This window comes from Alcaligenes pakistanensis, from assembly GCF_014652815.1.
Taxonomy (GTDB): Bacteria; Pseudomonadota; Gammaproteobacteria; order Burkholderiales; family Burkholderiaceae_B; genus Alcaligenes; species Alcaligenes pakistanensis.
This window is the reverse complement of record NZ_BMZN01000005.1, coordinates 96989-121108: the sequence shown is the minus strand read 5'-3', so window position 1 is coordinate 121108 and position 24120 is coordinate 96989. Positions and strand designations below refer to the sequence as shown.

General features: G+C 53.8%; 21 protein-coding genes and 1 pseudogene. 6 read left to right on the top strand and 16 right to left on the bottom strand.

The window, feature by feature from the left end:
* Positions 1–15 precede the first annotated feature (15 nt).
* Positions 16–552 carry a helix-turn-helix domain-containing protein gene (locus IE156_RS15985; RefSeq protein WP_189393642.1) on the bottom strand — a complete coding sequence of 179 codons (537 nt, stop codon included), beginning with the start codon at positions 550–552 and terminating at the stop codon, positions 16–18.
* A 360-nt stretch (positions 553–912) separates the two neighbouring features.
* Here IE156_RS15985 and IE156_RS18460 point away from each other — a divergent pair, with 360 nt between their 5' ends.
* The 3 genes from IE156_RS18460 to IE156_RS15965 all read left to right on the top strand — a co-directional run bounded on the left by IE156_RS18460 (position 913) and on the right by IE156_RS15965 (position 4141).
* A complete protein-coding gene (locus IE156_RS18460; RefSeq protein ID WP_229841428.1) occupies positions 913–1827 on the top strand; it encodes a Rid family hydrolase in 915 nt (304 codons plus the stop codon).
* 36 nt (positions 1828–1863) lie between these two features.
* On the top strand, positions 1864–2787 hold the full coding sequence (locus tag IE156_RS15970) for a dihydrodipicolinate synthase family protein (protein WP_189393641.1): 924 nt from the start codon (positions 1864–1866) through the stop codon (positions 2785–2787).
* Positions 2788–2956: 169 nt separating this feature from the next.
* Complete coding sequence (locus IE156_RS15965) at positions 2957–4141, top strand: porin (protein ID WP_189393640.1); 1185 nt, start codon at positions 2957–2959, stop codon at positions 4139–4141.
* A gap of 335 nt (positions 4142–4476) precedes the next feature.
* Here IE156_RS15965 and IE156_RS15960 read toward each other — a convergent pair whose 3' ends face one another.
* The gene (locus IE156_RS15960) at positions 4477–5130 is read right to left on the bottom strand and encodes a helix-turn-helix transcriptional regulator (RefSeq protein ID WP_189393639.1); all 654 of its coding nucleotides are present in this window, start codon (positions 5128–5130) and stop codon (positions 4477–4479) included.
* Positions 5131–5305: 175 nt separating this feature from the next.
* Here IE156_RS15960 and IE156_RS15955 point away from each other — a divergent pair, with 175 nt between their 5' ends.
* Together IE156_RS15955 and IE156_RS15950 are read left to right on the top strand one after the other, a co-directional pair.
* Positions 5306–6892, top strand: coding sequence for an AMP-binding protein (locus tag IE156_RS15955; protein ID WP_189393638.1), 1587 nt, complete (start codon positions 5306–5308; stop codon positions 6890–6892).
* Positions 6893–6934: 42 nt separating this feature from the next.
* Positions 6935–7903 (top strand): Bug family tripartite tricarboxylate transporter substrate binding protein, encoded by a 969-nt coding sequence (locus IE156_RS15950; protein ID WP_189393637.1) that lies wholly within the window; start codon positions 6935–6937, stop codon positions 7901–7903.
* 246 nt (positions 7904–8149) lie between these two features.
* Here IE156_RS15950 and IE156_RS15945 read toward each other — a convergent pair whose 3' ends face one another.
* Genes IE156_RS15945 through IE156_RS15930 form a run of 4 tightly spaced genes read right to left on the bottom strand, consistent with a single transcriptional unit; the run spans position 8150 to position 11834 of the window.
* On the bottom strand, positions 8150–8980 hold the full coding sequence (locus IE156_RS15945; RefSeq protein WP_189393636.1) for an alpha/beta hydrolase: 831 nt from the start codon (positions 8978–8980) through the stop codon (positions 8150–8152).
* Positions 8981–8987: 7 nt separating this feature from the next.
* Entirely contained in the window at positions 8988–10022 is a 1035-nt protein-coding gene (locus tag IE156_RS15940; protein ID WP_189393635.1) for a TRAP transporter substrate-binding protein, read from the bottom strand.
* A gap of 40 nt (positions 10023–10062) precedes the next feature.
* Complete coding sequence (locus IE156_RS15935; protein ID WP_189393634.1) at positions 10063–11352, bottom strand: TRAP transporter large permease; 1290 nt, start codon at positions 11350–11352, stop codon at positions 10063–10065.
* Positions 11352–11834: a TRAP transporter small permease gene (locus IE156_RS15930; protein ID WP_189393633.1), complete on the bottom strand. Its 483-nt coding sequence runs from the start codon at positions 11832–11834 to the stop codon at positions 11352–11354. Before IE156_RS15930 ends, IE156_RS15935 begins: the two co-directional genes overlap by 1 nt.
* Positions 11835–12304: 470 nt before the next feature.
* On the opposite strand from IE156_RS15930, the gene IE156_RS15925 reads away from it, so the two are divergent.
* Positions 12305–12772, top strand: a complete 468-nt coding sequence (locus IE156_RS15925) for a GNAT family N-acetyltransferase (protein WP_189393632.1) — start codon at positions 12305–12307, stop codon at positions 12770–12772.
* On the opposite strand, the gene IE156_RS15920 is transcribed toward IE156_RS15925, so the two are convergent.
* From IE156_RS15920 to IE156_RS15880, 10 genes and pseudogenes are all read right to left on the bottom strand, one after another.
* Complete coding sequence (locus IE156_RS15920; RefSeq protein WP_189393631.1) at positions 12765–13508, bottom strand: SDR family NAD(P)-dependent oxidoreductase; 744 nt, start codon at positions 13506–13508, stop codon at positions 12765–12767. The genes IE156_RS15925 and IE156_RS15920 overlap by 8 nt on opposite strands.
* A gap of 499 nt (positions 13509–14007) precedes the next feature.
* On the bottom strand, positions 14008–14265 hold the full coding sequence (locus tag IE156_RS15915) for an AbrB/MazE/SpoVT family DNA-binding domain-containing protein (RefSeq protein ID WP_189393630.1): 258 nt from the start codon (positions 14263–14265) through the stop codon (positions 14008–14010).
* A 46-nt stretch (positions 14266–14311) separates the two neighbouring features.
* Positions 14312–15730 carry a hypothetical protein gene (locus IE156_RS15910; protein ID WP_229841423.1) on the bottom strand — a complete coding sequence of 473 codons (1419 nt, stop codon included), beginning with the start codon at positions 15728–15730 and terminating at the stop codon, positions 14312–14314.
* Positions 15731–15820: 90 nt separating this feature from the next.
* Positions 15821–16174: pseudogene (locus IE156_RS18615) on the bottom strand (TniQ family protein); the annotation flags it as partial.
* On the bottom strand, positions 16174–17181 hold the full coding sequence (locus IE156_RS15905; protein WP_189393628.1) for a TniB family NTP-binding protein: 1008 nt from the start codon (positions 17179–17181) through the stop codon (positions 16174–16176). The gene IE156_RS15905 and the pseudogene IE156_RS18615, both read right to left, overlap by 1 nt.
* Positions 17178–19208 carry a TnsB C-terminal domain-containing protein gene (locus IE156_RS15900; protein ID WP_189393627.1) on the bottom strand — a complete coding sequence of 677 codons (2031 nt, stop codon included), beginning with the start codon at positions 19206–19208 and terminating at the stop codon, positions 17178–17180. Before IE156_RS15900 ends, IE156_RS15905 begins: the two co-directional genes overlap by 4 nt.
* Positions 19193–20041: a hypothetical protein gene (locus tag IE156_RS15895; protein WP_189393626.1), complete on the bottom strand. Its 849-nt coding sequence runs from the start codon at positions 20039–20041 to the stop codon at positions 19193–19195. Before IE156_RS15895 ends, IE156_RS15900 begins: the two co-directional genes overlap by 16 nt.
* 592 nt (positions 20042–20633) lie before the next feature.
* Entirely contained in the window at positions 20634–22475 is a 1842-nt protein-coding gene (locus IE156_RS15890) for a coiled-coil domain-containing protein (protein ID WP_189393625.1), read from the bottom strand.
* 4 nt (positions 22476–22479) lie between these two features.
* Positions 22480–22956, bottom strand: coding sequence for an ABC-three component system middle component 2 (locus IE156_RS15885; RefSeq protein ID WP_189393878.1), 477 nt, complete (start codon positions 22954–22956; stop codon positions 22480–22482).
* Entirely contained in the window at positions 22953–24032 is a 1080-nt protein-coding gene (locus IE156_RS15880; RefSeq protein WP_189393624.1) for an ABC-three component system protein, read from the bottom strand. Before IE156_RS15880 ends, IE156_RS15885 begins: the two co-directional genes overlap by 4 nt.
* Positions 24033–24120 lie beyond the last annotated feature (88 nt).

Here is a 24120-nt window from a genome sequence, read left to right as displayed (position 1 = left end):
CCAGATCACGACAACTCAGGGCACAGGCGGGGTAATCGACATGATGATTTCAGCCTCCTCCGTCCCCCGGTTTAGGTAACGGTGGTTCTGGCGTGCATCAAAGCTGATGTTCTCACCAGCTTTGACGTCAAAACTTACCTTATCAATCTCTGCAGTAATGACACCCCGGACCACGTACACGCTTTCCAGGGACGGGTGCGACATATCGTCCATAGACTGTTGACCCACTTCGTAAACAGCCCGAAACACTTCCATCTCGCCATTGCCACGGGTCAGCCGTTCATAGACGACACCACCGCGCGGGCCACGCAACAACATGCGCTCGCCAGGGCGGCTAATCCATACCGACGGTCCCTTGCTGGAATCCATGAACAAGGAAGACATGGATTCCCCAAAGATCCCGCTGAGCTTGCGCAGGGTCGTCAAACTCGGTGTGGTAACACCGCGTTCTACCTGACTGAGCAGCGTGGGCGAGAGCTTGACCATCTGTCCCAACTCTCGCAGGGACAGACCCTTGGCCACGCGCAGCTCATGAAGTCGTTTGCCTATCATTCTGAAGTCCTATGTTCGTGTAGTTATGTGTAGCCGAACTTCACGAATTATAGGGTATGAGAGGCTGCCCAATGGTGTGCAAATGCATGTTCTGAAACTGCACAAACCGTGCAGTTTCAGTGCTGAATTCTTCCAGACTTTACACGTGCGCACAAGCACCTCATGCCTTCAAAAAACATCACAGCATCAAACAATAATTACAAGCCATTGTTTATAAACAAATATTTTACTAGGGAAAATACGTAGTCTGGTTTTTCAACAAAAAACTAAAAGCCTAAAGTATTATTGACCTGTAAATTATGTGCAGTATTATTGCACAATCCTGTGTACAGGCCCTGCAAGGGCATAAACGGAGACTTCATGACATCGCCTGTTTTGCCACTGGCTATTGAACAAATCGATCACGCTGCCTGGACAGTGCCGGACCTGGATGCGGCCATTGCCTTTTACAAGCGTTTGTTTGACGCCCGCCAGCTCTACCGTCTGGGGCCTATCAATAGTGCGGATCTACCTCGTTCCGCCCTAGGCAAAGACTGGACTCATGCACATCTGGATGTGTCTGATGCCAAGTTGGAACTGGCCTTTTTAGTGTTGCCCAATGGTTTTCATATTGAATTGTTCGCCTACGAACAGCCTGCCAGCGATACCCAACGGGCTCTGAAGTCCAACCATGTGGGTGCACACCATCTGGGTTTTCTGGTGGCTGATCTGGATCAGGCTGTAGCACAGCTTGAACAGCACGGCTGCACAGTATTGGACCGCATCGCCTTTGATTCCGGCCCGACCGCCGGCGCCCAGTTCCAGTACTTCACCGACCCCTGGGGCAATATTTTTGAGCTGGTTCAACGCAGCCAGCCCCTGAACGCACCTAAAAGCCGCGACTGCATCAACCCTGCATCGCTCTACAACAGCACCCAGTTTGGTTTCTCGCACGCCGTCGTACAGGACAACAGCCGCACGGTGCATCTGGCCGGGCAAGTTGCCTGGGATGGCCAGGGGCAACTGGTGGGCAAGGGCGATCGCATTGCACAAACCCGCCAGGCTTTGCAAAACCTGAAAACGGTCCTGAAAGAGGCCGGAGCCAGCGCCCACGATGTCGTGCGTTTACGCACCTACCTGGTCGGCCATACGCCCGAAGAATTGGGCCCGATCTGCGCGCTGATCAACGAATTTTATGAAGGGGCTGAACCGGCAGCCAACACCTTGCTGGGCGTCGCCAATCTGGCCTTGCCTGACATGCTGGTCGAGATCGAAGCAACGGCTCGTCTGCCATAAGGCCCCTCTTTTCTTTAACCCATACAAGTGACACACATGAGTAAGAAACACAGGGTGAACTGGAAGGGCTACATCCCGACCATCATCACCCCTTTTGATGAAGCACGACAGCTGGATGTACCGGCATTGCACAGCATGCTGGAATGGCTGCATGCCGAGGGCATGCACGGTTTGTTTGTAGGCGGCACCACCAGCGAATGGACCAGTCTGTCCAACCAGGAACGAGTAGATCTGTTCCGCGCCAGTGCCGATGCCATGCGTGGCAAGCTGCCCTTACTGGCAGGCTGTACCGGCTACACACCGGCCGAAGTCATCGCGCTTGCTCAGCAGGCACAGGCCTTGGGCTACGAAGGAGTGGTGGTTGCACCGCCGCCGTATGTACGCCCCAATGACAAGGAAATCCTGGCTTTTTATCAGCAGATTGCCAAGGACATCAGCCTGCCTATCGTGATTTACAACTGGCCTGCCGGCACCGGCATCGATCTGTCGGTCGACCTGCTGGAACAGCTGACTGACATTGATGGCGTGGTCGGTATCAAGCAATCCAGTCCCAGCATCGAACAATTCATCAAGACTCTGTTCCGACTCAAAGACAAAGTGCGCGTCTACGGGTTTCGCATGGATGAACATGGCCTGTCCTTGCTGCAAACCGTGGATGGGGATGGCACGATTGGCGCCGGTGGTGTGTTGGGCCGCTATCAGCCGGATTTTTACAATCACATCTGGCGCGGTGAGATCGCCGCCGCCCGTGCCTGCGGCCAGAAAGACATACAAATTTTGCAAAGCTGGTACACGCCCGAGCTGATTGGCCGCTATGGCTCCTCACCCGCGGTACTGAAAGTTGCATTCAAGATGCGCGGCGTGCCCGTGCAACCCTACGTACGCCGCCCCATTCTGGAGGTCGAAGACAGCGAGATAGAACTGATACGCCAAACCCTGGTCGATCTTGAACTGATCTAAGACCCCTGTTGCGGGTGCCTCTGGCACTCGCCCCCTTACCCCCTTCGCTGGCACACACCACGCAGGCTTTATAGCCCTGTCTGTTTTGTTGCGCCCGTTTCTTACCGCATCACTGGCGGTAGGGGGATTGCTGCACGTTTTTTTTATCTACCACGAAGGAGAAGAGGAATTGAAAACAAGAAATAAAACCGCCGTCAGTACTGCCCTGTTTTTACTGATGGCCAGCTCGGCAGCCCACGCGTCCATCACCCTGTACGGGATTCTGGACACGGGTGTTGGCTACGACATGAACAAGGGTAATAGCAGCTACAGCCGGGACCGGACTGATGCTACCGAGTTCAAGACTTCGCGTCTGGGCCCCAATAGCGGTGTGCACTTTGGCAGCCGCTGGGGTATCCGCGGCACGGAAGATCTGGGCAACGGGCTGCAAGCCAAGTTTGTGCTGGAAAGCGGCTTTGATGTGCCCACCGGCCAATCCATTCAGGGTGGTCGCCTGTTCGGCCGCCAAGCCACACTGGGTCTGGCTGGCGAGGACTGGGGTCAGGTGGATTTCGGTCTGAAGAACAATATGCCGACCGAATACTTCAGCATGGCTCACCCCTTGGGTGGCGGTGGCGGGATTGTGGGCTTTGGATCGACCTTCAGCGTGGCCAACACGGTGCGTTACGACAACCAGATCCAATACCAATCGCCCACGTTGAACGGCTTTCAGTTCGGTATTGGCTATTCCTTCAATATCAACGGCAAGCAGCAATGGGATAGCGAGCGCCCGGACGGCACCAACAGCAAGGACAGCAATATCCGTGCAGTCACCACCGGTCTGCGCTACAACAACGGCCCCTTGAGTGCAGCCTTGGTTTACGACCAATTGCACATCAATAAACAGTCCGCCAGCGGTTCGCGTCCTGCTGCAGACTCCACCCGCGTCAGCGCCTGGGCCGGTGCCGCCAGCTATGACTTTGATGTGGTCAAAGTGTTTGCCGGTATCGGCCAGACTCGTGACGGTCTGTTCGCCACCCAGGTCTTTGGCCTGAGCAACGTCACCAACCCGCTGCCATCCTTTGCTGCCGTGCCGGGCCTGCGCATCAACTCCTACTCCTTTGGTGTAACCACGCCATTGGCCGGAGGCCGCTTCTCGCTAGGCTGGAACATGGCTGATCCACGCAACTTGCCAGAGAGCATTACCGGCCCCAATGCGCAAACCAAACGTCAGCATGTGTACTCGGTGGGCTATCAGTACGACCTGTCCAAGCGCACCATGGTGTACGTGTACGGTGGTTACGCCAAGAACCTGACCTTCTTGCCTGACGCGCGCGCCACCCAGTTGTACGTCGCGTTCAACCACAAGTTCTAAACGTGCTGGGGTCCTCGTCGGAGGGCTGTTTTTTGAATCACGGACGATGTCCGTGATTAGCTGCAGTATTTTTCCGTAGATGCGCGATTCTGTTCCGCGTTATCTCTTTTTATACGCCCCTCTACGCATGTCGTAAGGGGCGTTTTTTTACCGCCGGGCCGCCCCAAGGTAAAAAGCGCCCCCCCTCTGAACTGCACCCCAAAAGTCGGACACTAGTCCGACTTTTGGGGTGCAGTTCATTTTACAGAAGAGTTTGTCTGCATTCTGAGCCCAAACTTCGGTTTGGGCTTTTTGTCGTCCGTTCAAAGCCATTCAGCCGTCGAACGAATCACACCTCAGCGATACCGCGCAATCAATGCCACGCGGTTAGGTCTATCCGCCTTGTACAAAATACTCTTTACATGGGTTTTCACGGTAGGCAAGGCCATGCTCAGCTCAAGGGCGATCTGCTTGTTTGATTGCCCTACGAGCAACCGGTGGAAAACCTCGGACTCGCGTGGCGTCAAATCAGGCAGCATGGGCTCGGGACGGGCTATAGAAGAGCACCATACCGATGAAATCAAAGGCTGTAGTCCTCTTAGGACCGCCACCTCATCCAGCCGGAACTCCCCCATTTCCGACGGGCGCGACAAGCGGACTCCGCCAACAATGCAACCTTCAGGGTCACGCAGAAAAGCCTCCATCTTGAACGACATGCCCATGGGCTGAAGAAACCCCCGCAGATAGGCTTCGCGTTGCGCCGTAGTACCGGCTCCCTGGGCGCTACTGAAGACGCTGTTGCGATGCTGCCCGAAATGGCGCGGGTGGAAAGGGTCCAGATGCGCAAATCTCGGATAAACCGGTATCCATCGCGTATCGCCATCATCAAAACGGAAATCACATGGCTCGAGATTGGCATCGGTGCGGTACAGACAGAGTCGACCAGTGGGTATGACAGCCCGCACGGCGGAGAATATCTGCTGCCTGATCTGGCTGCTAGAAAACATCATGCTGATCCCTGACGGAGCCCCACGCCCCTCATCCTTCGGGATGATACCAGCACAGCAGAACCGTCTGTAAGCTCTCCTTCATCAGGGAAAACCTTCACAGCCCCTCGATGCGTTAACACCCGAATCCCATCAGGCCTTGAAACGATCCGGCCTCTTTACTGATCCCGTAACGACTATGTCTGCACTCGAAATTCTGACCGCCCGCTTTGCCCCTGCCCGACGCACCATCGCCAATATATTGCTGGATGGCGCGTCCCGCTACGGCCAGCGACCACTATTGAGCATAGATGGCCGCACTTGGACTCATGCCGACATGGTCTACCACGTCGCCCGGCGAGCAGCAACGCTGACCGCACAGGGCATCGTCCAGGGAGACCGGGTGGCGCTGCTGTGCCGCAATCGCCTGGAAATCCTCGACACCGTACTGGCATGCGCCTGGCTAGGGGCGATCGCCGTGCCGATCAATACGGCATCCCTAGCGCCGCAAGTCCAATACTTCCTGAACAACAGCGGTGCGCACTTGCTGCTGGCTGACACCGGTCTGGCCGATTCATTGCTCACTGTCGATTGGACACGCACCCAGGTCCAAGCCGTGTGGTGGCTGCACGCGAACGATGGTCCCCCATCGTTGCCGGACCTTCCCGGTTTCAGCCGGGATTGCCCGGATCTCGGTGATCCTGTCGAACCCGCCGAAAACGGCCCTGGAACACCGTTCGCCATCCTGTACACCTCGGGTACCACCGGACCATCCAAAGGCGTGTTAAGTCCACAAGCTCAATGGTTTTGGTGGGGTGCTCACAGCGTGGATGCGTTGGATATCCATTCCCACGACATACTGGCCACCACCTTGCCGCTCTGTCATGTCAATGCCTTGCACACCTTCATCCAAGCCAGCCTGGCTGGTGCGCATGTGGTGTATTACCCGCGTTTCTCAGCGTCGCGATTCTGGACCATGATGGAGCAATGCGGTGCTACGCGCACCTACCTGCTGGGCGCAATGGTACCCATGCTGCTGGCCCAACCCGAACAGGCCGCCGAGCGCGAACACCGAGTGCAATTGATATTGAGCCCGGGTACACCAGCAGACGCAGCCCGCCGGCTGGAAGCGCGCACCGGTGTGCGAGTGATCGAGGGTTATGGCTCCACCGAGACCAATTTCGCCATCGCAACGCCGGCGACCGCCCAACCCGATGGCCGCATGGGCTGGGTGCGTCCGGGCTTCAGCGCCTGCGTCGTGGATGAGGACGATGCCCCCCTGCCGGCGGGTACCGCCGGAGAGCTATTGCTGCGGGCAGACCAGCCTTACACCTTCGCCCTGGGCTATCACAACATGCCGGAAGCCACCGTGGTCGCATGGCGTAATCTCTGGTGGCACACGGGCGACCGGGTAGTCGCAGAATCCGACGGCGCAATACGTTTTCTGGATCGTCTCAAAGATGCCATTCGCCGACGCGGCGAGAATATTTCATCCTACGAAGTCGAGGCGGTGCTGCTGCAGCATCCGGCCATCGCGCAGGCCGCTGTATTTCCAGTACCGTCCGAACTGGCCGAAGACGATGTGATGGCTGCCATCCGCCTGCGCGATGGACTCCATGTCGGCCCCGCCGAGTTGGTCGAGTTTTGCCGCTCCCGCCTACCCCACTTCGCCGTCCCTCGCTATATCGACATCGTTGCTGACTTCCCGCGCACCGCCAACGGCAAGGTCCGCAAAGTCGAGCTGCGGGAGCGCGGAGTGACCGCCACAACCTGGCGCAATGACTGAATCCATCCCTTTTTCGTGTCTGGCCCATTCAAGGAGAATCCCATGCGATCCCTGCCCCTTATTCTGACCCTGCTTTCCAGCGCTTTAGCCCCCTTGGCCGCTACCGCTGCCGACAACTCCTATCCCGGTCAGCCCATACGGGTGATCGTCCCCTTTGGCGCGGGCGGAGGTACTGACATCATTACGCGCATCGTGACTGAAAAGCTCGCTGACGACCTCAAGCAGCCGCTGGTCATCGAGAACCGGGCCGGCGGGAACACCATTATTGGCGCTAACGCTGTCGCCAAGTCCCAAGCCAACGGCTACACGCTGCTCTCGACGCTTGACATGAGCATGACCATCTTGCCGGCGGTCTATCGCTCATTGCCATTCGACCCTGCACAGGATTTCGAGCCTGTATCGCTCCTGGCCCGCGTACCCGCACTGTTTGTCGCCAATCCCAAAGTACCGGCCAACAACCTGACGGAACTGATTGAATACAGCAAGGCCCATCCCGGTCAATTGAATTACGCCTCTGCCGTGCTGTACGGCCAGCTCTTGGGTGAGCAGATGAAATCACTCACCGGTATCACCTACACCTATGTCCCTTACAAATCCTCACCCGAGGCCATGAGCGCGGTGGCCAGCGGCCATGTCGACTTCATGATGCTGGACATCGCTACCGGACTCGCCTTCATCCGCGACGGGAAGGTCAAAGCCCTGGCCATTACGACGCCGGAACGCAGCACGCAGCTGCCCGATGTGCCCACCGTCGCCGAACAAGGGCATCCCGAACTTGGCATGAGCGTGTGGTACGCCATGTACGCCCCCCACGGTACGCCGCGCAACGTGGTCGAGACACTCAATGCAAGCATTGGACGTGTTCTGGCCATGCCCGATGTCCAGGACCGTTTGACTCAACTGGGTCATGATGCAGCTCCCTCCTCTCCCGAAGAGCTCGCCCGCATGATCAAGGCTGATTCAGCCAAATGGGCCAAAGCAGCCCAAGATGGCAATATTCAGCTCGAATGATTCAAGTAGAGGGGGAGTTTCGACCGGCGTGGCGGCAGAGGCATTGCCCTGCGGCTGGCCTCGCTAAGGCCGTGATCGCCACGAAAATCAAGACTCTGCAACGATGATGGCCTTAATGGCTACATCGACTGTGTGAGCTTAATGGGCAAAAAATAAACCCCTCTGCTCAAAAACAGGGGGCTTATCAACACTTTTACCGGCCCAAAGGCCCGGTAAAAGTGGCGTCTACAGAAAGACAGAGATAACTTAGTTCGTCGCCAGAGCCAACAGGCGCTCTGACAGGACAGATTCTTTATCCGCCAAGGGTGCTATCACGTTGTAGTGGTTCGTCCCCGGCAAGGCACGATACACCGCGTCCACGCCCTGGCTGGACCAAGACTGGGCCAGCTCCTGACTTTGCCGATGAAACTCCGAAGTTTCATCCCCGCCCACCCAGGCCTCGAAAGGCTGACCTGCAGCAGGCACAGTCCAAAACAAGGGACTGGATGCCTGAGCCGTTTCAACATTGAGCTGCAAGGCATCATTGATACCGATATGCGTCAGCGGTTCCAGATCGTAGAGTCCCGACAAGCCCAAGCCTGCACACAACATATCGTAGGGCAGATCAGGGGCATAAGCGGGCCAATCCGTTGCCAGCAGACACGCTGCCAGATGCCCCCCGGCTGAATGTCCTGCTACTACGATCGGACGCTGGAAACGACGCCAGATAATGGCGCAAGCCAGACGCAATTCTTCAATGATTTGCGCCACACTCCCTTCAGGACACAAGGTGTAGGTTGGCAAGACAGTAATCAAGCCGTTGTCCACGCTGCCTTGTGCCAAATGGCTGAAACGACGCTGATCCATGGACTGCCAGTAGCCACCATGAATGAACATCAGCACCGCCGCATCAGCTTGCTCTACAGCCGGAAAGTGAATGTCCATGACATTGCGTGCCTTCGGGCCGTAGGGCTGGTTGGCCTCATGGCGCGAACTGGCTCGGAACTGCTCGGCCAACCCCGACCACGAGGCAACAATCTCCTTGTGATCGGGCACGTGCCAACTGGCGTTGTATTCACTTTCCAGATGCTGTGTCATGGCCGGTTTAGTCCTTGGGAACACCCAGCTCGGCTGCCACGCGATCCAGCTCTGCACGGTAAAAATTCAGCGCTTCCTGGGCATCGACGCCCTTGGCTTCACTCAACCACTGCTGTTCAATCACCGCCAGCTTGGTCTTCATGGCTTCCAGTTGCTCTCCTTCAATGCGGTGCACCTTGATACCTTCAGAACTCAAACGATCAAAAGCGGCCATATTGTTCTTTTGCCAGATACCGGAGAAACGCTTGACCAGGGCTTCACCCGACAAGGCATCAATTGTGGCGCGGTCGGCCTCGCTGATACGCTGCCAGCTACGCTCGTTCACTACCAAGAACTGGCTGGAGGCCGAGAAGCCGCCGGGTAAAAGGAACAAGTTCGGCATGAAACGGGACAGATTGAAGTCAATCACCGTGGTGTAGTTCTGGAACATACCGTCAATGATGCCGCGCGATATCTGGTCATAAGCTTCGGTCAGCGTGGAAGAAATCGACACCAGCCCGAGCAGCTTGGCAATACGTTCTACCAGCACTCCGGGGATACGAATCTTGGTGCCATCCAGCTTGTCCAGACTGTCTACCTTGGCGGCCGTCCACAACTGATACGAACCGGGAACCCAAGCTCCAAGCAACTTGGTGCCTGCATGTTCGTTCTTGCCCATGAAGTACTTCTGGTAGGTGCGCCAGTAAGCCAGGGAGTTCACCTGTGCGTTCTCGGCAGTCATGGGCAGCTCCACCATTTCCGTCAACTTGAAGCGCTCGGGAGTGTAGGAGTGCACGCCAATCGTCATATCAGCTACGCCATTACGCACCAAATCATAGTGTGAGGCGGGTGTACCCAAAGGCGGCAATACCTGAATTTTCACCCGGCCTTCCGTAGCCTTTTCCACATCTTTCGCCCAGGGGTTCAACATCTCGGTAACCATGGGATGCGTAGGGGGCAACCAGTTGGAAAACCGCAGCGTGATGTTCTGTGCCTGCACGCTGGTGCTGGCTGCCAGGGCAACTGCAGCTACCCCCACCCATTTGCTAACTTGCTTAATCATGCTTATTCCTTCAAGAAAATCAGATTCAATAAAAAATGGCTTACATCAATGAGGGCAGAAACAAAGCAATGCCAGGAATTCCAATCAAGAGCACCAGGCGCACCAGATCAGCGAATACAAAATAGATAACGCCTCGGTAAATCGTGCTGAGCGACATGGACGGGACTACCGAATTGAGCACAAACACGTTCATCCCCAAGGGCGGTGTAATCAGGCCCACCTCGATCAGTGTCACCACCAGAATGCCGAACCAGATCGGGTCCAGGCCCAGGTTGATAATCAGTGGATAAACAATAGGCAGCGTCAGCAGGAGCATGGACATGCCTTCCAGCATGCAGCCCAAAACTAGATACAGCACCACGATGCCCAACAGAATCCCCCAACCCGGCAAGTCCCATTGCTGCACAGCATCGGACAACATGGCGGTAAAGCCAGCCACGTTCACAAAGGTGGTGAAGATCTGTGCGCCCACCATAATTACGAAGATGGCGGCACTGGTCATGGCGGTTTCACGCAAGGCACCCATCAAGCTCTGCCAGGAGAACTTGCGACGCCAAATCATGATGAGCAGGGCACCCACGGCACCGATACCAGCCGCTTCTGTAGGCGTGAACAAGTTGCCATAAATCCCGCCGATCACGAGCAGGAACAGCAGCAAGACCGAACCGACACTCTTCAAACCACGGAGTCGTTCCATCCAGGAACTGCGCTCGCCTGCACCGGCCAGACCGGGCGTCATGCGAGTCGCCACCATAACGGCGCCTATATATAGCAGCATGCCCAAAATGCCGGGCAGTACCGCAGCAATAAACAGCTTGCCGATGTCATTGCTGGTCAGCACACCATAGACAATCAAGGGCACGCTAGGCGGAATCATGGCGCCCAAGGTTCCTGCCGAGGCAATCGCACCACCCGCCAAAGAATCGGCGTAGCCATAACGTTTCATGGAGGGGTACGCAACCCGCGCCATAGTGGCCGTCGTAGCAAAGCTGGAACCACACACAGCCGAGAACATCCCGCCTGACAGCACCGTCGCAATCGCCAGGCCGCCACGGCGGTGACCTACAAAGCGATAGGCCAGATCGAACAGGTCTTTAGAGACATCTGCCCGCGTCACCAGATTGCCCATCAGGATGAACAGCGGGATCACGGACAGGTTGTAGTTATGAACCAGGCGATACGAGGTTTCGGCAGCCATATACGCCGCTGGGCCCCAATCGACCACATACGCAAAACCACCGATACCTACCAAAGCCATCGCCACCGCGATGGGTACTTCCAAGACCATGAGCACAATCAAAATGATCATGCCAGTGACAACGACAGTCATTATTTTTCCTCAGCGAGCTCGTCGCCGTCGGCACTGAACAGTGCGGCCAGCGTGGATAGTGCGCACATCACCGCTGCAAAGTAAGCAAAAGGCGCCAATGGCAGGTCCGCAAAAACAGCACGGGAATTAGTCTGTGCAAATTGCACGCCCAAGGCCCACAAGTGGTAAGCCAGAAAGGCCATCAACACACCCGTTGCCAGACGGCTGCACCAGCGCAGCAAACCCTGCACCAGCGTGCTGCTCCCCACCAAGGAACGCAACAAAGACACTTTGACGTGCTTGCCACTCAAAGTGACAAAGGGCAGGGCGGCAAAGACCATCACCCCCACCAGCACCTCCGTCAACTCAAAGGCCCCGGACAAAGGCCGTACAAAACTGCGCATCATGACGTCGGCAAAGGCCACCATCATTAATGCCAGGATGGCCAGCGCGGACACCCCGAACATAAAACTGCATACATGACGCAAGAAACGGGTCTGCATCAATCTCCTCCCCTCTTATAGGCATTGCATGTAAATTTCAGTGCCTCGTGTAAATTTCGTGCATTAAATGTACACAAAATTTGCCCAAAAACAGAGTGATATTACTTTAAACCTCTAGTTTTTTGAAAAAATTTAGCTTGGGGTTTTCCACTAATCATCAATTTAAAACCATAAACCACAAGGGCTTAACGGCATCTCTCAGGTCGGTAAACGGGAAAATATCAGGATGAGGGGCGTCGTAAACTACGTGCACAAATACTTTACAAAAATCGAAAGAAATGTACAGGCGAGATTTTTAGAGAGTATGGGTGCGCAAGAGAAGGAGGCACACCAGCTATGAAGACGAACTGACAGCCTCTCCCCGATGCCCCCTAACGCCTGAGGGGCAAATAGAGCCAGAAGGTTTGCCACCTTCATCCGCTCGGCATACCATCAAAAGCCTCTGCCTATCACTGACCACGAGCCCGATCATGCCCCAAATACGCCCCGCCGAACTTGCTGACATTGGCACGATTGGAGATATCTACGCCGAGCTGTTCACCCATATGCACACATTGCAGCCCGGCTATTATCTGCAAGCCCGCCAGGACGAGAGCTTTATCAAAACCATGATTGAATCGGATCAGGCGTCTTTATTTGTGGCTGAGCAGGACAGCCGGGTGCTGGGTTTTATTATTGTTCAGCAGCAGCAAACCCCGACCTACAACTGCATTGCGCCGCATGACTTTGCTTACGTCATTGATCTTGTCGTGACGGAGTCTGCACGGGGGATGGGGATAGGAAAGCAACTCATGCAGGCAGCCCAGGAATGGGCCCAAGTGCGAGGGCTGGATTACATCGAGCTGGGGGCGCTAAGCAACAATACGGGCGCCATCAAGTTGTATGAGCAACTGGGCTTTGAGCACTGCACGACCTTGATGAGGAAGGAGCTTAAGTAAGGTTCAAGCCACCATCAGACAGCAGAATCTCTCCCGTCAGGTAGTCTGAGGCGACCAGCATGGCCACGGCCTGTGCAATATCTTCCGGGCTAGCCGCCCGACGCATCGGCGACTGCTCTTTCCACACCTGCTGCGCTCCAGCCCAGTCCGCCGTCATCGGCGTATCGACCAAACCCGGTGCCACCGCATTCACCCGAATATGTGGAGCCAGGGATAAAGCCAACAAGCGGGTCACATGATTTAACGCGGCTTTGGTCGCTGCGTAAGGAATGGAAGCCCCCTTAGGTCGAACTCCAGCATGCGAACTCACATTGATAACGCAGCCAGCCTTTCCCCGCGCAGCAGCGTCACGCAGTGCAGATTCGGCATAAGCCACCAAACGGAAGGGTGCAACAACGTTAACTTCATGTAGCTCTTGCCAGACATCGGGGGCTGCTGCCAAGAGGTCCCCATGGGGAATGACGCGACTAATACCAGCGTTATTGACCAACACATCCAGGCGACCCCAGATAGCAATGGCTTCGCTAATAAGCCTCTCTCTGTCCGCCTCAATAGCCAAATCGGCTTGCACATAGGTGGCATTGGGTAGATCTTGTGCCAAGGTATGTCCCGCCTCAGCGGAGCTACGCGAATGAACTATGACTGCAAATCCATCCTTCGATAGCCTTCGGGCGATAGCGGCACCGATACCTGAAGTAGAACCGGTGACCAGAGCAACAGGACGGGTAGTGTTCATGGACGCATCACGATCAAAAATTGCAGCCTACACAGCTAAAGCATAGGCTAAGGCGAAGAGGAGTTCACCACCAACATGGGGGGCGGTTTAGCCGTCCACGCCACTGGCAAGGTATGGTCGAGCTCCAGCAGGTACTAAGCCAAATAGACTACGTACTATAGAGCCAATACACAAAAAAAAGCGGCTACTAAAAAGTAGGCCGCTTTTTTACTTCCGACGTAGTGGGTCAATCGATCGAAGAACAAATAACCCACTATTTCTTGAACCAACACCTCATGTTGATATTCGGATAAGTTGGCCACGGGCCTCTTTGATTTATAAGCCATTTTACCCGGTATATGTGCAAAATAGTTGGACAGTATGTATGGATAACTTGGCCACCCCTTTATCAGAGCTCGTGCAAAGACACCTTACCTGGCATCCACAAAGCATGGGACATAAAAAAGCCCTCGCCTAGAGCGAGGGCCTTATGTGCCAAGAGCAGCGTTTACGCAAAAGCCTAGTCCGGAGATAACTCTCGTCCTACTGAAGGCATTTCCTCCCAGCCCTCAACACGAGGTACTTCATCCGGCATCTCAGCGAGTAGTTCTTTGAGGGTGTATCTACGGGCTGGCCTGTCACGACCTACGGTACTTTCTGATTTGCTGTGTGCCAACAGATGCACAGGGTCACCTTTCTTCAGTTGCTGCTGTTTGACGAACTCATCGGGTACGACCACAAACCATTCGTCACCGCGACGTTGTAGAGTTACTTGCATAAAACCTCCTGAGGTTCGGACAGAACAAAAAACACTATTTAAACCATCATGAGCGCGTAGGCTTAGATGGCAAATCAAACAGTTGTGCCTGCTTAGGGCTTAACCCACTGAACAAAATATCCTTCACCGCAACCAGCCCTCCTCGCATCACTCCCGGTGCCACCTGCATCGTCCCAAGAATGGGTACTCCTAGTGCTTTCAAGCGCTCGCTCACCGCTTTTGGACTTGTCCCAAGGTGACCAGCCAACTCACTGACCACCTTGTAGTCACGCATGAACTGATGCACCGCTCGCATTGACACCCAATACACGGGGCGCCCGCGCAGTTGTCCCTCTTCACCGACCAATAAACCACTCTTTACCCAGTGGCGAATACTCTCTGATTTCCAGCCTGTCATACGCGACAATTGCTCTGCCGTTAGCATGGCTACATCATGCGAATTACCCACGATAAGCCTCACTTGCTCGCGGTCAAACTGCAAATCACCCAGCTTCGTAGGTATGTTGGCATTCACCGCCTTTAAAGAGCCTTGTGCAAGCTGCTCGAACACCTCATCCAATACGGCTTTATTCGTAGCCATACGCTTGTTCAAATCATTGATACTGACGGTTTGTAAATCAGTCCTGTCATCCGCTTCGATGTAGCCAAATAACGCACACTGCATAGCCTGAACATCTGCTCGGTCAAATGGCTTATAGAGACTTAAATCCCAAGCCTGGCGCTCACGCTTGGGCAGTAGTCCAACACGTATTAATTGCCGGAGCACGGACTCTGTCAGCCCGGTGATGTCGATGACCTGCGAAAAGTTAAGCGCTGAATCCACATACTGTTTGAGCTCATCACACTGCTCTTGAGTCACCGTGTTGAACGAGTTTTCCTTAACCGGCGCTGCACTAGGCATGTGCATCAGCATCACGCGCAGTCTCGACGTTTTCACACCAAGCTTTGACGCAGCATCTGTCAGGCTGAGATAGCGCGCCGGTGCCAGTTCGTATATCCAGGCATTCTTTGAGTCATGCCCATCAAAGTTTGACGCCACACTACGCGCAAAGGCAGCACGAAGCTCAGGGTAGGCTCCTTCGGTTAGGCTGCGAAACGCTCGAAACCAAGCCCCCAGGCGATTGGCCAATCCTGCTTTACGCTTATCGCCATGCTCCAAGCGGTGTTTCACCTCACTCTCGAACCCCTGCGGAAAGCTCACAAAGCTCGCGCACGCCGTTTTTAGAAAGTCTCTGGCCTCAGATACCGAACTAAACTTTGCAGTTCTTCTAGGCTGTGTAATCTCTGCCGAACCAGATTGGTTATAGCTGCCAAACAAGAAAATCAGTTCATCAAAGGTTCGCCACTGCTCAGTAGTCGTATTTCCAAAGTCTGGCCAGTCTTGCTCTTGGGAGACCTCGCCCCCAATCGCTGCTGCAACCCAAAGAGCTGCCGACTCAGCAGGGGGCGCCTGTGTAGCCGCCAACTCTTGTCCACAGTCACAGAACAGTAGGTTTGCTCGTGACAGCTCAACCGGTTTACTGCACGCAGAACAGGTATCCACAAGCTGGCATCGGTGACTTGTACAGGCCGTCACTAAACCATGACGCCATGCGCTACGAAAATATCCATACTCGCTAACACAGTGCGGGCAATAAGCATGACGGCTCATGCGTGCAAACTTCTCGCGTAGCGTACGTTGCGTCGGATGTAGACACACCTGCGCCGCCTGCAAGGCGGCCACTGGTTGCCTCGTAAAATCGGCTAAGCGCTCAATACTCCGATTCAATGCCGCATTACTCACCCCACAGTCGAGGTGTCCGACTAAACCGCGTATCCCCGGCACAGACTCTGACGTCGCAACGCGTAATAAATAGCAGGCTAGCGACTCATCCGTCTGGATGGGTAGTACGTTAAAAACCGTCTGCATTATGCCGCCCCCACCAATGCCCCGATGGGGATAAAGCGTTGCAACCCGTGCTCCACCATCACAAGCTTCCAAGCCTGCAGAAGCATCTCATCGGAAATTTCATCAGCCGACTCAAAAGGGTTCAGGCTGTACTCGGTATCACGAGAGTTTTTCTCAAACGCGAGGGCGAGATGATGCGGTTGTAGATGCGAAGCTTGAGCATCCTGCTCTAACGCATTCGCAAGGCTGCGTACAAAATTAATCACAAAGCCAAAGCATCCGCCACCCAGCAAATAACAAGCCTTAATAAACCGCATAGCATCCACAGACTCACCATCCATGACACTGCACACTGTTTGATAAACCGCTAATACACCGGCTGCAAAACACTCACGCTCCGGCGCACTGTGCCAGCCATAAGGCAGGAAATATATGGGCTTATCGCATCGTCCACGAAGCTGCGGATTCTCCTCACGCAGCCGAGCAGTCAAAGGAATTCCGGAAAAGATGAACGTCACCTGTGGGTTTTCTTCTATCAGCCCCTTGATGAAGTCGGATGCGGCACGCACAGCCGTTTTTCTGCCTTCCTCGACCATGTGCTGAGTCTCATCGAATATCGCCACTCTGAGGCCTGTACTCAAGAATCGCTGCCGCACGCGGTTTCGCATTTCATTCAGCTTTATCGCTGTCTGATAGGGCTCACCCATAGCACGCAATATGGCGCTTAAGATTGAACCTGCCGTGCCACCTTCTGGCACCCTGACATACACCAAGTCTTTACTGCGTCCCGCACCGGTATGACGTGTCTGACCAAACCCCAAGTCCAGCGCCTCCAAAATACGCGTCTTCCCAATACGTGCAGGCCCCAGAAACATGATGACCTCACGCATCCCTGCATCCGCATGAAGCTTACTAACGACCAGCGCCTTTAACGTCGTATAAAACCGCTCATAGCTGTCGTGATAAAAATCTTCCTGCACACAGGCTCGCAAAGCGCTCACCCGTAGCTGCTTGTTTGCTGCGCTCATTTACCAGGCCTCCTGTGGCGACTCACAGGCGTAATGTCGGCCAGTTCCAGAGCCATTTCTGGAGGCTGAGGCAACACCTCTTGCGACGCTGTCGACTCGAACCGATGCTGTCTAAGCGCCGGCTGCTCAAGCGCTGATTGGGCTGTTCCGAGAAATGTCGCCTGAGAGCGCCTCGCCTTTTTATCGGCACGCGAGACTTTGACTGTCCGCTCCAGCTCTTCAGCCGCACCCATCACGCGAATACGGAAAGCCTGCGTGATAGCCTCTGAGGTCTCAGACTTGAATTTGGTGCGTGCAAAATCACGAACATCCTTAAAATGCTCCAGTGTCATGGCATACGGCAAGTTGTATTTCAAATGTGCCTGTAAGCGCTGTTTCGATACGGGATGCACAACATGAATCGTTCGTACATCCAGCGGGTCGACAAAAATCTCCAGCTTATCGGGCACGAGCCGAGAGCGCGTACTGATACCAATCTCGTTGTAGAGCGCATGAAGCTCTGGACTTGAGTAAGGCAGCGTTTCATACTCAATGCCTGATTTCTGTAGTGTTCGCTCATGGCGCACCATACGCGCCAAGCGAAACGCTTCATTTGATGGGGGCGGGGCAGGGGTGAAACTTGCTAGCGTCGCCGTCATCCGCGCGGTAGGGGTGAAACCCGTCGTCTCACCGAGCAAGCACGTCGTAAGCGCATGGCGTCCTATTGTTCTCAGGGCGTAATCATCAAAAATAAAACCATTGATATAGTCGCGTAATGTATCGACGGTAATGCATGCCTGACGTGCTCCTTCCTCCAAGTCCGCTGCACTGCGGTCTGCTAAGTTCAAGGTAGAGCCAGGCAAGCTACTAACGAAAGACTTCAGAGCTCCAATCCCACGCTCCACGAAGGGCTTTCGGTAGGGTGAATACGCGGGGGCGAATGTCACTTTTGTCCCCAGGTTTGTCAGTTGTGTGAACGCGCTGTTACGAAACTCCGAACCGTTATCGACAACCACCTCACTGATAGCGCCTGTCACCTGCAAACGATTCTTAATGCCTAGGCGTTCAAACTCAGCCTCATCCAACCCAAAGCATGCCCGCTGGAAGGTTTGCAACGCATCTGTACCGTTAGGCGGGCGCATGAATACTTCAGCTGCCAAAAGGTGGCCGGTGGCCACATCAATCGCTACTGCAGCCCATACTTCAACCGGCTTACCACCTTGACCAAACAGGGCAACAATAGGCAGCTTGCAGTAATCCATCTCCACACGCTCAAAGGGCCACTGCACTTTGTAGCTCTCCACACCAAAGCTGGTAATCGCACGGCGTAGTTTGGGATTGAACTTATGCGCATGACGTACAGTCCAGGGCAGTCGAACGACAACGTCTCGCACCCGAGCGTAAGAAATCGGCTTGGCTGGGCAGTCAACGGCCTCCTGTACCGATAAGCGCTGGTTGGTTTTAATGCATAAATCCTTAATACTCAGGTAGGGCTTCTCACTGTTGTCGTAAACGACTTTGCGTATCAACTCCTCTTGAGTAAGGGTCAAGACTGACTTCGTACGGCCCTTACGGCTGTGGCCCGGAAGTAAGGCTTGTTGCCCCCGACGTCGGTATACGGCATACCAGCGTCTAACCGTTCGCGCACTCACGCAGCGCACAGGTACAGAAGAGGGCTCAGGTACCAACTGACTGCACATCTCATATACCTGACAAGCGGAATGCCCCTGCTCAAGCAAGCGCTCAATCTCTTTCACCGCACGCAATCGAAACGTAAACTCTGCTTTAGATAGCTCGGACAAACTCGCATCGCTCAGGGCCACAATCGGCGCATCTGCGCTCTGGCCCGTATTGCTCTGCAAGTAGGTCAATCGCCCCTCTGCAACGGCTGTGTATAACTGCGATAAGTCCACAAACTCACGCTGTTCAGAGTGGGCATTTTGCAATTGGACTTGGTTCAAAGCACGGTTAATAGCAACAACAAAAAAACGCTCGTCGCCCCGTACAAACACTTGTCCCTCTTTTAGCTCAGTCAGTTGTCCTTGCATAACACCTCCCAAGAGGTGTTTCTCATGGCAAGCATGGAGCGCCTAAATAGCGCTGGCTCCTCTGGTGCATTCCCCGCATCCACCACCGTAGTTTGAGGCCCCAACGGAGCACACCACAAGTCAACACTCACCAGCTCATCAATCAACAAATGCCAAGTCGCCCAAAGCGTCATTTCAAACCGCTTGGCCAGCTGTGCAAGACTGATTGCAGGCTCTGCTTTCACACACGCCAACAACGCATCCCGGTGCTCGAGATACTGAAGGTAGTCAGGGCTTAGGGTGTTCATCGCATCTTTACGACGCAGCATCAGTGCATGAAGCTTGTTCACGTTCGACACCAGAGCCCACAGATACAGCTCTGTAACGCCTGCCGCATATAAGCCAAACTGAATCCCGCGTTGCGCCAGGAGCGCACGCGTGTGCAGCAGCTTCTCGGTGTACTCATCCCCCAACGACGGCACCCAGTTCACATCTTTGGCTTCTATCACCTCATCAACATTGCCCTTCGGCGTTCGCCACCGAAAGCGCAAATCCGGCGTATAGAACACACCCTCCATCCCTGACTCTTTGAGTTTCTGGCGGTGAGTTTGCAGCTGGGCGTGATTGAGCAGCATCCGCTCGTTCACGACATCTACCGTGAACGGCTGGTAATCAATCTGTGTGACGGCATTAGACAGGTCTGCCAGCTTAGCCAGCAGAACCTCAAAGGAACTCTCTACAGATAACAGCTCTGGATTCTTCTTAAGCTGGAGAAAGGTAGCTTGCTTCAATGCACCGCGTTTACCCAGCTGACGCGTAGCGCCCAACGGGTCGATATGTAGTTTATTCACCATGGGGTACCTCCCATGGCATTTGCACGGTGCTCTGACTTATTCCCTACGACGGGTGATTTCCCACACGAATACGACACACTAACCTCGATAAAAATATTACTCGAGGCACGTATAGTGAAAAAGGTCGCTTTTTTGACGGTGGATTTTTGAAATTGTGGATTTAGGAGCGTTATCTGAGTCAGCTCAGATAAACATAGACGGGGCAGGGGAGTAGACAACACGGAGCACTGAGAATATTCACAGCACTGTGCAAGCGTCAAGACCTGCGACATAGCGCAAGCCTCTGAATTGACTACCTCAACGACGTGTTTCGACAGCATTTTGTCCCTCCCGTCCTGTTCAGTACCCTCTCATAAATAGGGCAACCTCCCAGAACGGCGGGAAAATACTGTGAAAATAGTCAGTAAAATCAATTACCTGCTTAAACTACTTAATGTTTAAGTTATCCAACAATTACGAAATAGGCAAGAGCGGCCTCTTAGTCTGTATCTTCTGAGCTAAACATGTAACGTCTTCACTACATCTAAAACCAAAGACGGTACAACGTCATCGAAGCCAAAACCATCCTTAGATGCTCTGTCGCTCACTTTTCTTAACCATGTTTAGGCGCATGTCCAATACCAGGTCTTGGCGGATAAAACCCTTGCCGACCCACTGAGTAGTCATCCGTGAATATGGTAGCTTTGAGAATCTCAATAACCTCTGGAGAGGCTTGCTCGTTTTCGAGTACTATTATTTGCCCAGGGCCTGACCATTTTGAAAGCCAAGAGTAAAAGCACTCGTTCACGGTTGCCAGAGGAATATCGCGGTCAGTATCGTCCGACACCTTCTGGGCATAGGCTTTCAGCGGCGAATCAAGAACAACGGTTCCCAAATGAGGAAATCCGTTCTCAAGCGCATGCTTCATCAAAGCAATGGAGAAAGCAGACCTGAAGATACCTCGCTTGCCTGCACCGTAACTAATTCGGCGGCGACCATCGAGCATCAAGTCACCAGACTCCGCATCAACATGAACGGATTGAATCGAAGTAAAGCCCCACGCGTCGAGAATCTTGTGAGCATACTTTCCGACCTCATCGCCATTCGAGCCTATGTTTCGCTTCAGGGGCGTTCTCTTCTGCTTCTTAGCTTCCGTTAGCCGCTTAATTTCCTGATTCAAACGCTCGACTTCGTCGAAAGCTCCCAGAAGCGACGACAGGTATGTATGCTGCTCCGCTAGTTGACGTGGGTCGACATTGAACTCACCCCCTGCGGTGACAAGAACTGCGGCTTCCTCTCGTTCGAGACTCTCCAAAGACTTGGAAAGTCTCTGAACGTCTGCTGCCGCACTCTCTATACGCTCCGTCTCATACAGAACAGAGCACTGTAATCCTGCACGCAGCGTACGAATCTTGTCGACTTCGGCAGCGATGGCTGCGCGGTACTTCTTGGGCGCATTAGAGCCCAAATCAGCAGGATTAATATGCTGTTTGACCGGCGTATCGCAAAGCGGGCAAGGTATCTCCGACAGTATTTCGAAAAATGCGATACCTTCGGCGGTTGCGCCCAAACGCTCTATGTCACTAGAGTATTTCTGCTCCAATAATAAGAAGCGTTCTTTTATGGAGGTAGCACTGGCCAAGCGAGTCGACGCTTCACTGAGCAGGTTTCCCTCGACTGAAATCCGCTGTCGGAGCTCCCGTAACACCGAGGACCGTGCCTCATGTTGAGTAGAAAGTCTATCTAAGCCGTCATCGACTCGACCAAGCGCCTCAGCAGTTGCGATACGGTCAGCTTCGACAGGTATACCTGCGGCTGTACGCTCCAAACTTTCCTGTGCTGTTTTGAGCTGGCCCTCAATATTGTCCTTCTCTGAAGGGCTCAGGTAGGTCTCAATAGCGGAGTCATCAAGACCGGACAAAAAAAGCGAAAAGGATGCAAGACGCTTTGGAGAGTCTCGTTTTGGTCCACTAGCAAGCTCTTTAGCAATCATGCTAGTTTGGGACAGCAACGTCCAGTGTCGCAGGTCATCCCCCGTAACTGGCCCCTTCTTGCTACGGTTATGAAGAATCAATTTCCCCGCAGCCCCAGACAGCTTGACCAAAAGCTGGCCCAAATCTTGCTCAACTGGCTCCCAAGAACTCGTCTTATCTTCGCTATCCCCGCACTCATATATACGGACGAAAACTTTACCGATGCCACCAGCCATTCCCTTGCGAACCATATACTCTTGCTCGCCATCGGTGAATAGTAGCTCGAGCGAATCATACCCACTCGACTCAGGAAACTGCTCAAGTGCAGTGGTACCTCCTAGCAAGAACCAGAGACAGTCATATATGTGCGACTTGCCTGTGTCGCTAGGTCCTAGAATAAGCGTTCGAACAGGATTAAACGATACCTCTGCCGGAACAACAGCAGGTCCTTTTACAGAAAGTTTTTGCAGTGTTATTGCCATTGCCTCACACCATCCCCTCAAACTCAGCACCCCAGAGATGGCCTTGTTGTGCGAACATCTCCGTCATCTGCAGCGAATCGAGTTTTGCGAATTTAGTCGCCGCCCATTCGCAACGCATTTCCAGCTCACGTAAGTAGGGTGATGTAAGTGCACCAACCATCGCCCTAGCGGCATCACCAGCGAAATAAGTAATGCCTGTCTCGTCCATCTCAGCATCTACCAAGCCACGAGTACTCATGAGATATAAGCCCTGCGCAATAATGTCACGACGACTCAAGTACTCGCCACCTCGGTAGGGAACAGGCGTATGCAGACTAACCGGCCCGCCGAGGTCATCAGAGTAAACAATGGCATAGTCAAGTAGCACTAGCTTCTGAAGGTCTGCACCCATCGGCTGAAATGAGTTGAGCAGATAGACCATCCGAACGCCAAGCTCAAATGGCGAGTTGAAAGTTTCGATGTCCCTAAATTTCTTCTTCATTTTTTGACCCATGTGAGCTTGCCATTGTTTACAAGATGGTGGCAGGTTCCAGGAAGGTCACCACCGCGTAGTTGAGGCGATAGGCGACTCTCGTGAACTTGTAAAGAGGATGCCTTATCCACGGCAGCATCAAGTCTATCCATGCCCGACTTGAGCTTCAGTTGAGCAACCGTTGGACGTATTCCATCGTGCACCATTTTGAGCAGTTTTTCGAATTCAGGCTCATCCGGATAAATGTCTCGACTAAATCGCTGAAGGCCTTCAGCACAATAAAATACTTGGCGCTGCGCCATAAAATGCTCTGCGTAATCACCAGTATCCATATCACTCAATGTTACTGGGGACTGCTGATGCTCGGTATAAACCTTCATGAGCTCTTCGATATAGGTACCCTCATGTGAGGCAGGCGTAGCTGGGACCTCGTCATCATCTTTACGCTCAGCGACAATACCAAAAAGCTCGTTGTGAGCAGCCTGGTCGCGCTTGTGCCACGTTAGGAGTTCATTGACTTGGCACTCAACAAATCTTCCAAAATCGAAATCATTGATAGCAGCCATGACCTCCGGCGTGAGCTCCGCAGCTCGTCCTGTCATTCCATGAGTTTCGTTCTGCCAAGCAGTAACAAACGCAGCCTTAAAAGGCTCAGCACCAGCGGACATTGCATTGTGAAGTTCATTACCGATGGCTCTAGGACAGCATATATAGTAGGTCTTGGGGCGAGGATATGTTTTCAGCGCCAACTGTTTAAAGAACTTAGCCATCTCAGGGTATGCGTCACTTTTCGTCAAGCCACTCTTGTAGTGTTTTGCTTGATAAAGGTCCCACTCATCTCGCTTGAGGTCCGAAACAAAACGCGCCTCAACATCTCGACCACCATCACCGGCACCACCAAGGCGCTTCACAAAAGCATACTGAGCTCCGTTCGACAAGGTACGTTGTCGAGTAGCGGCCAAAATGAACTCTTCCCACTGGTCAGGATTGAAGAGAAGCACCTGCGATGATGGCTCGATAACACCACCCTTAGCAACAAGTCGATTGCTTGGCCGCGTACGACCTGTCTTTTGCTTTGTTGACATGACTCCCCCTGCAATATTATTTTTGCTATTTTCGGGCTCTCGTAACTGCTATTGCCCCCTGCAACGACCAACCACCATTTGCAAAATC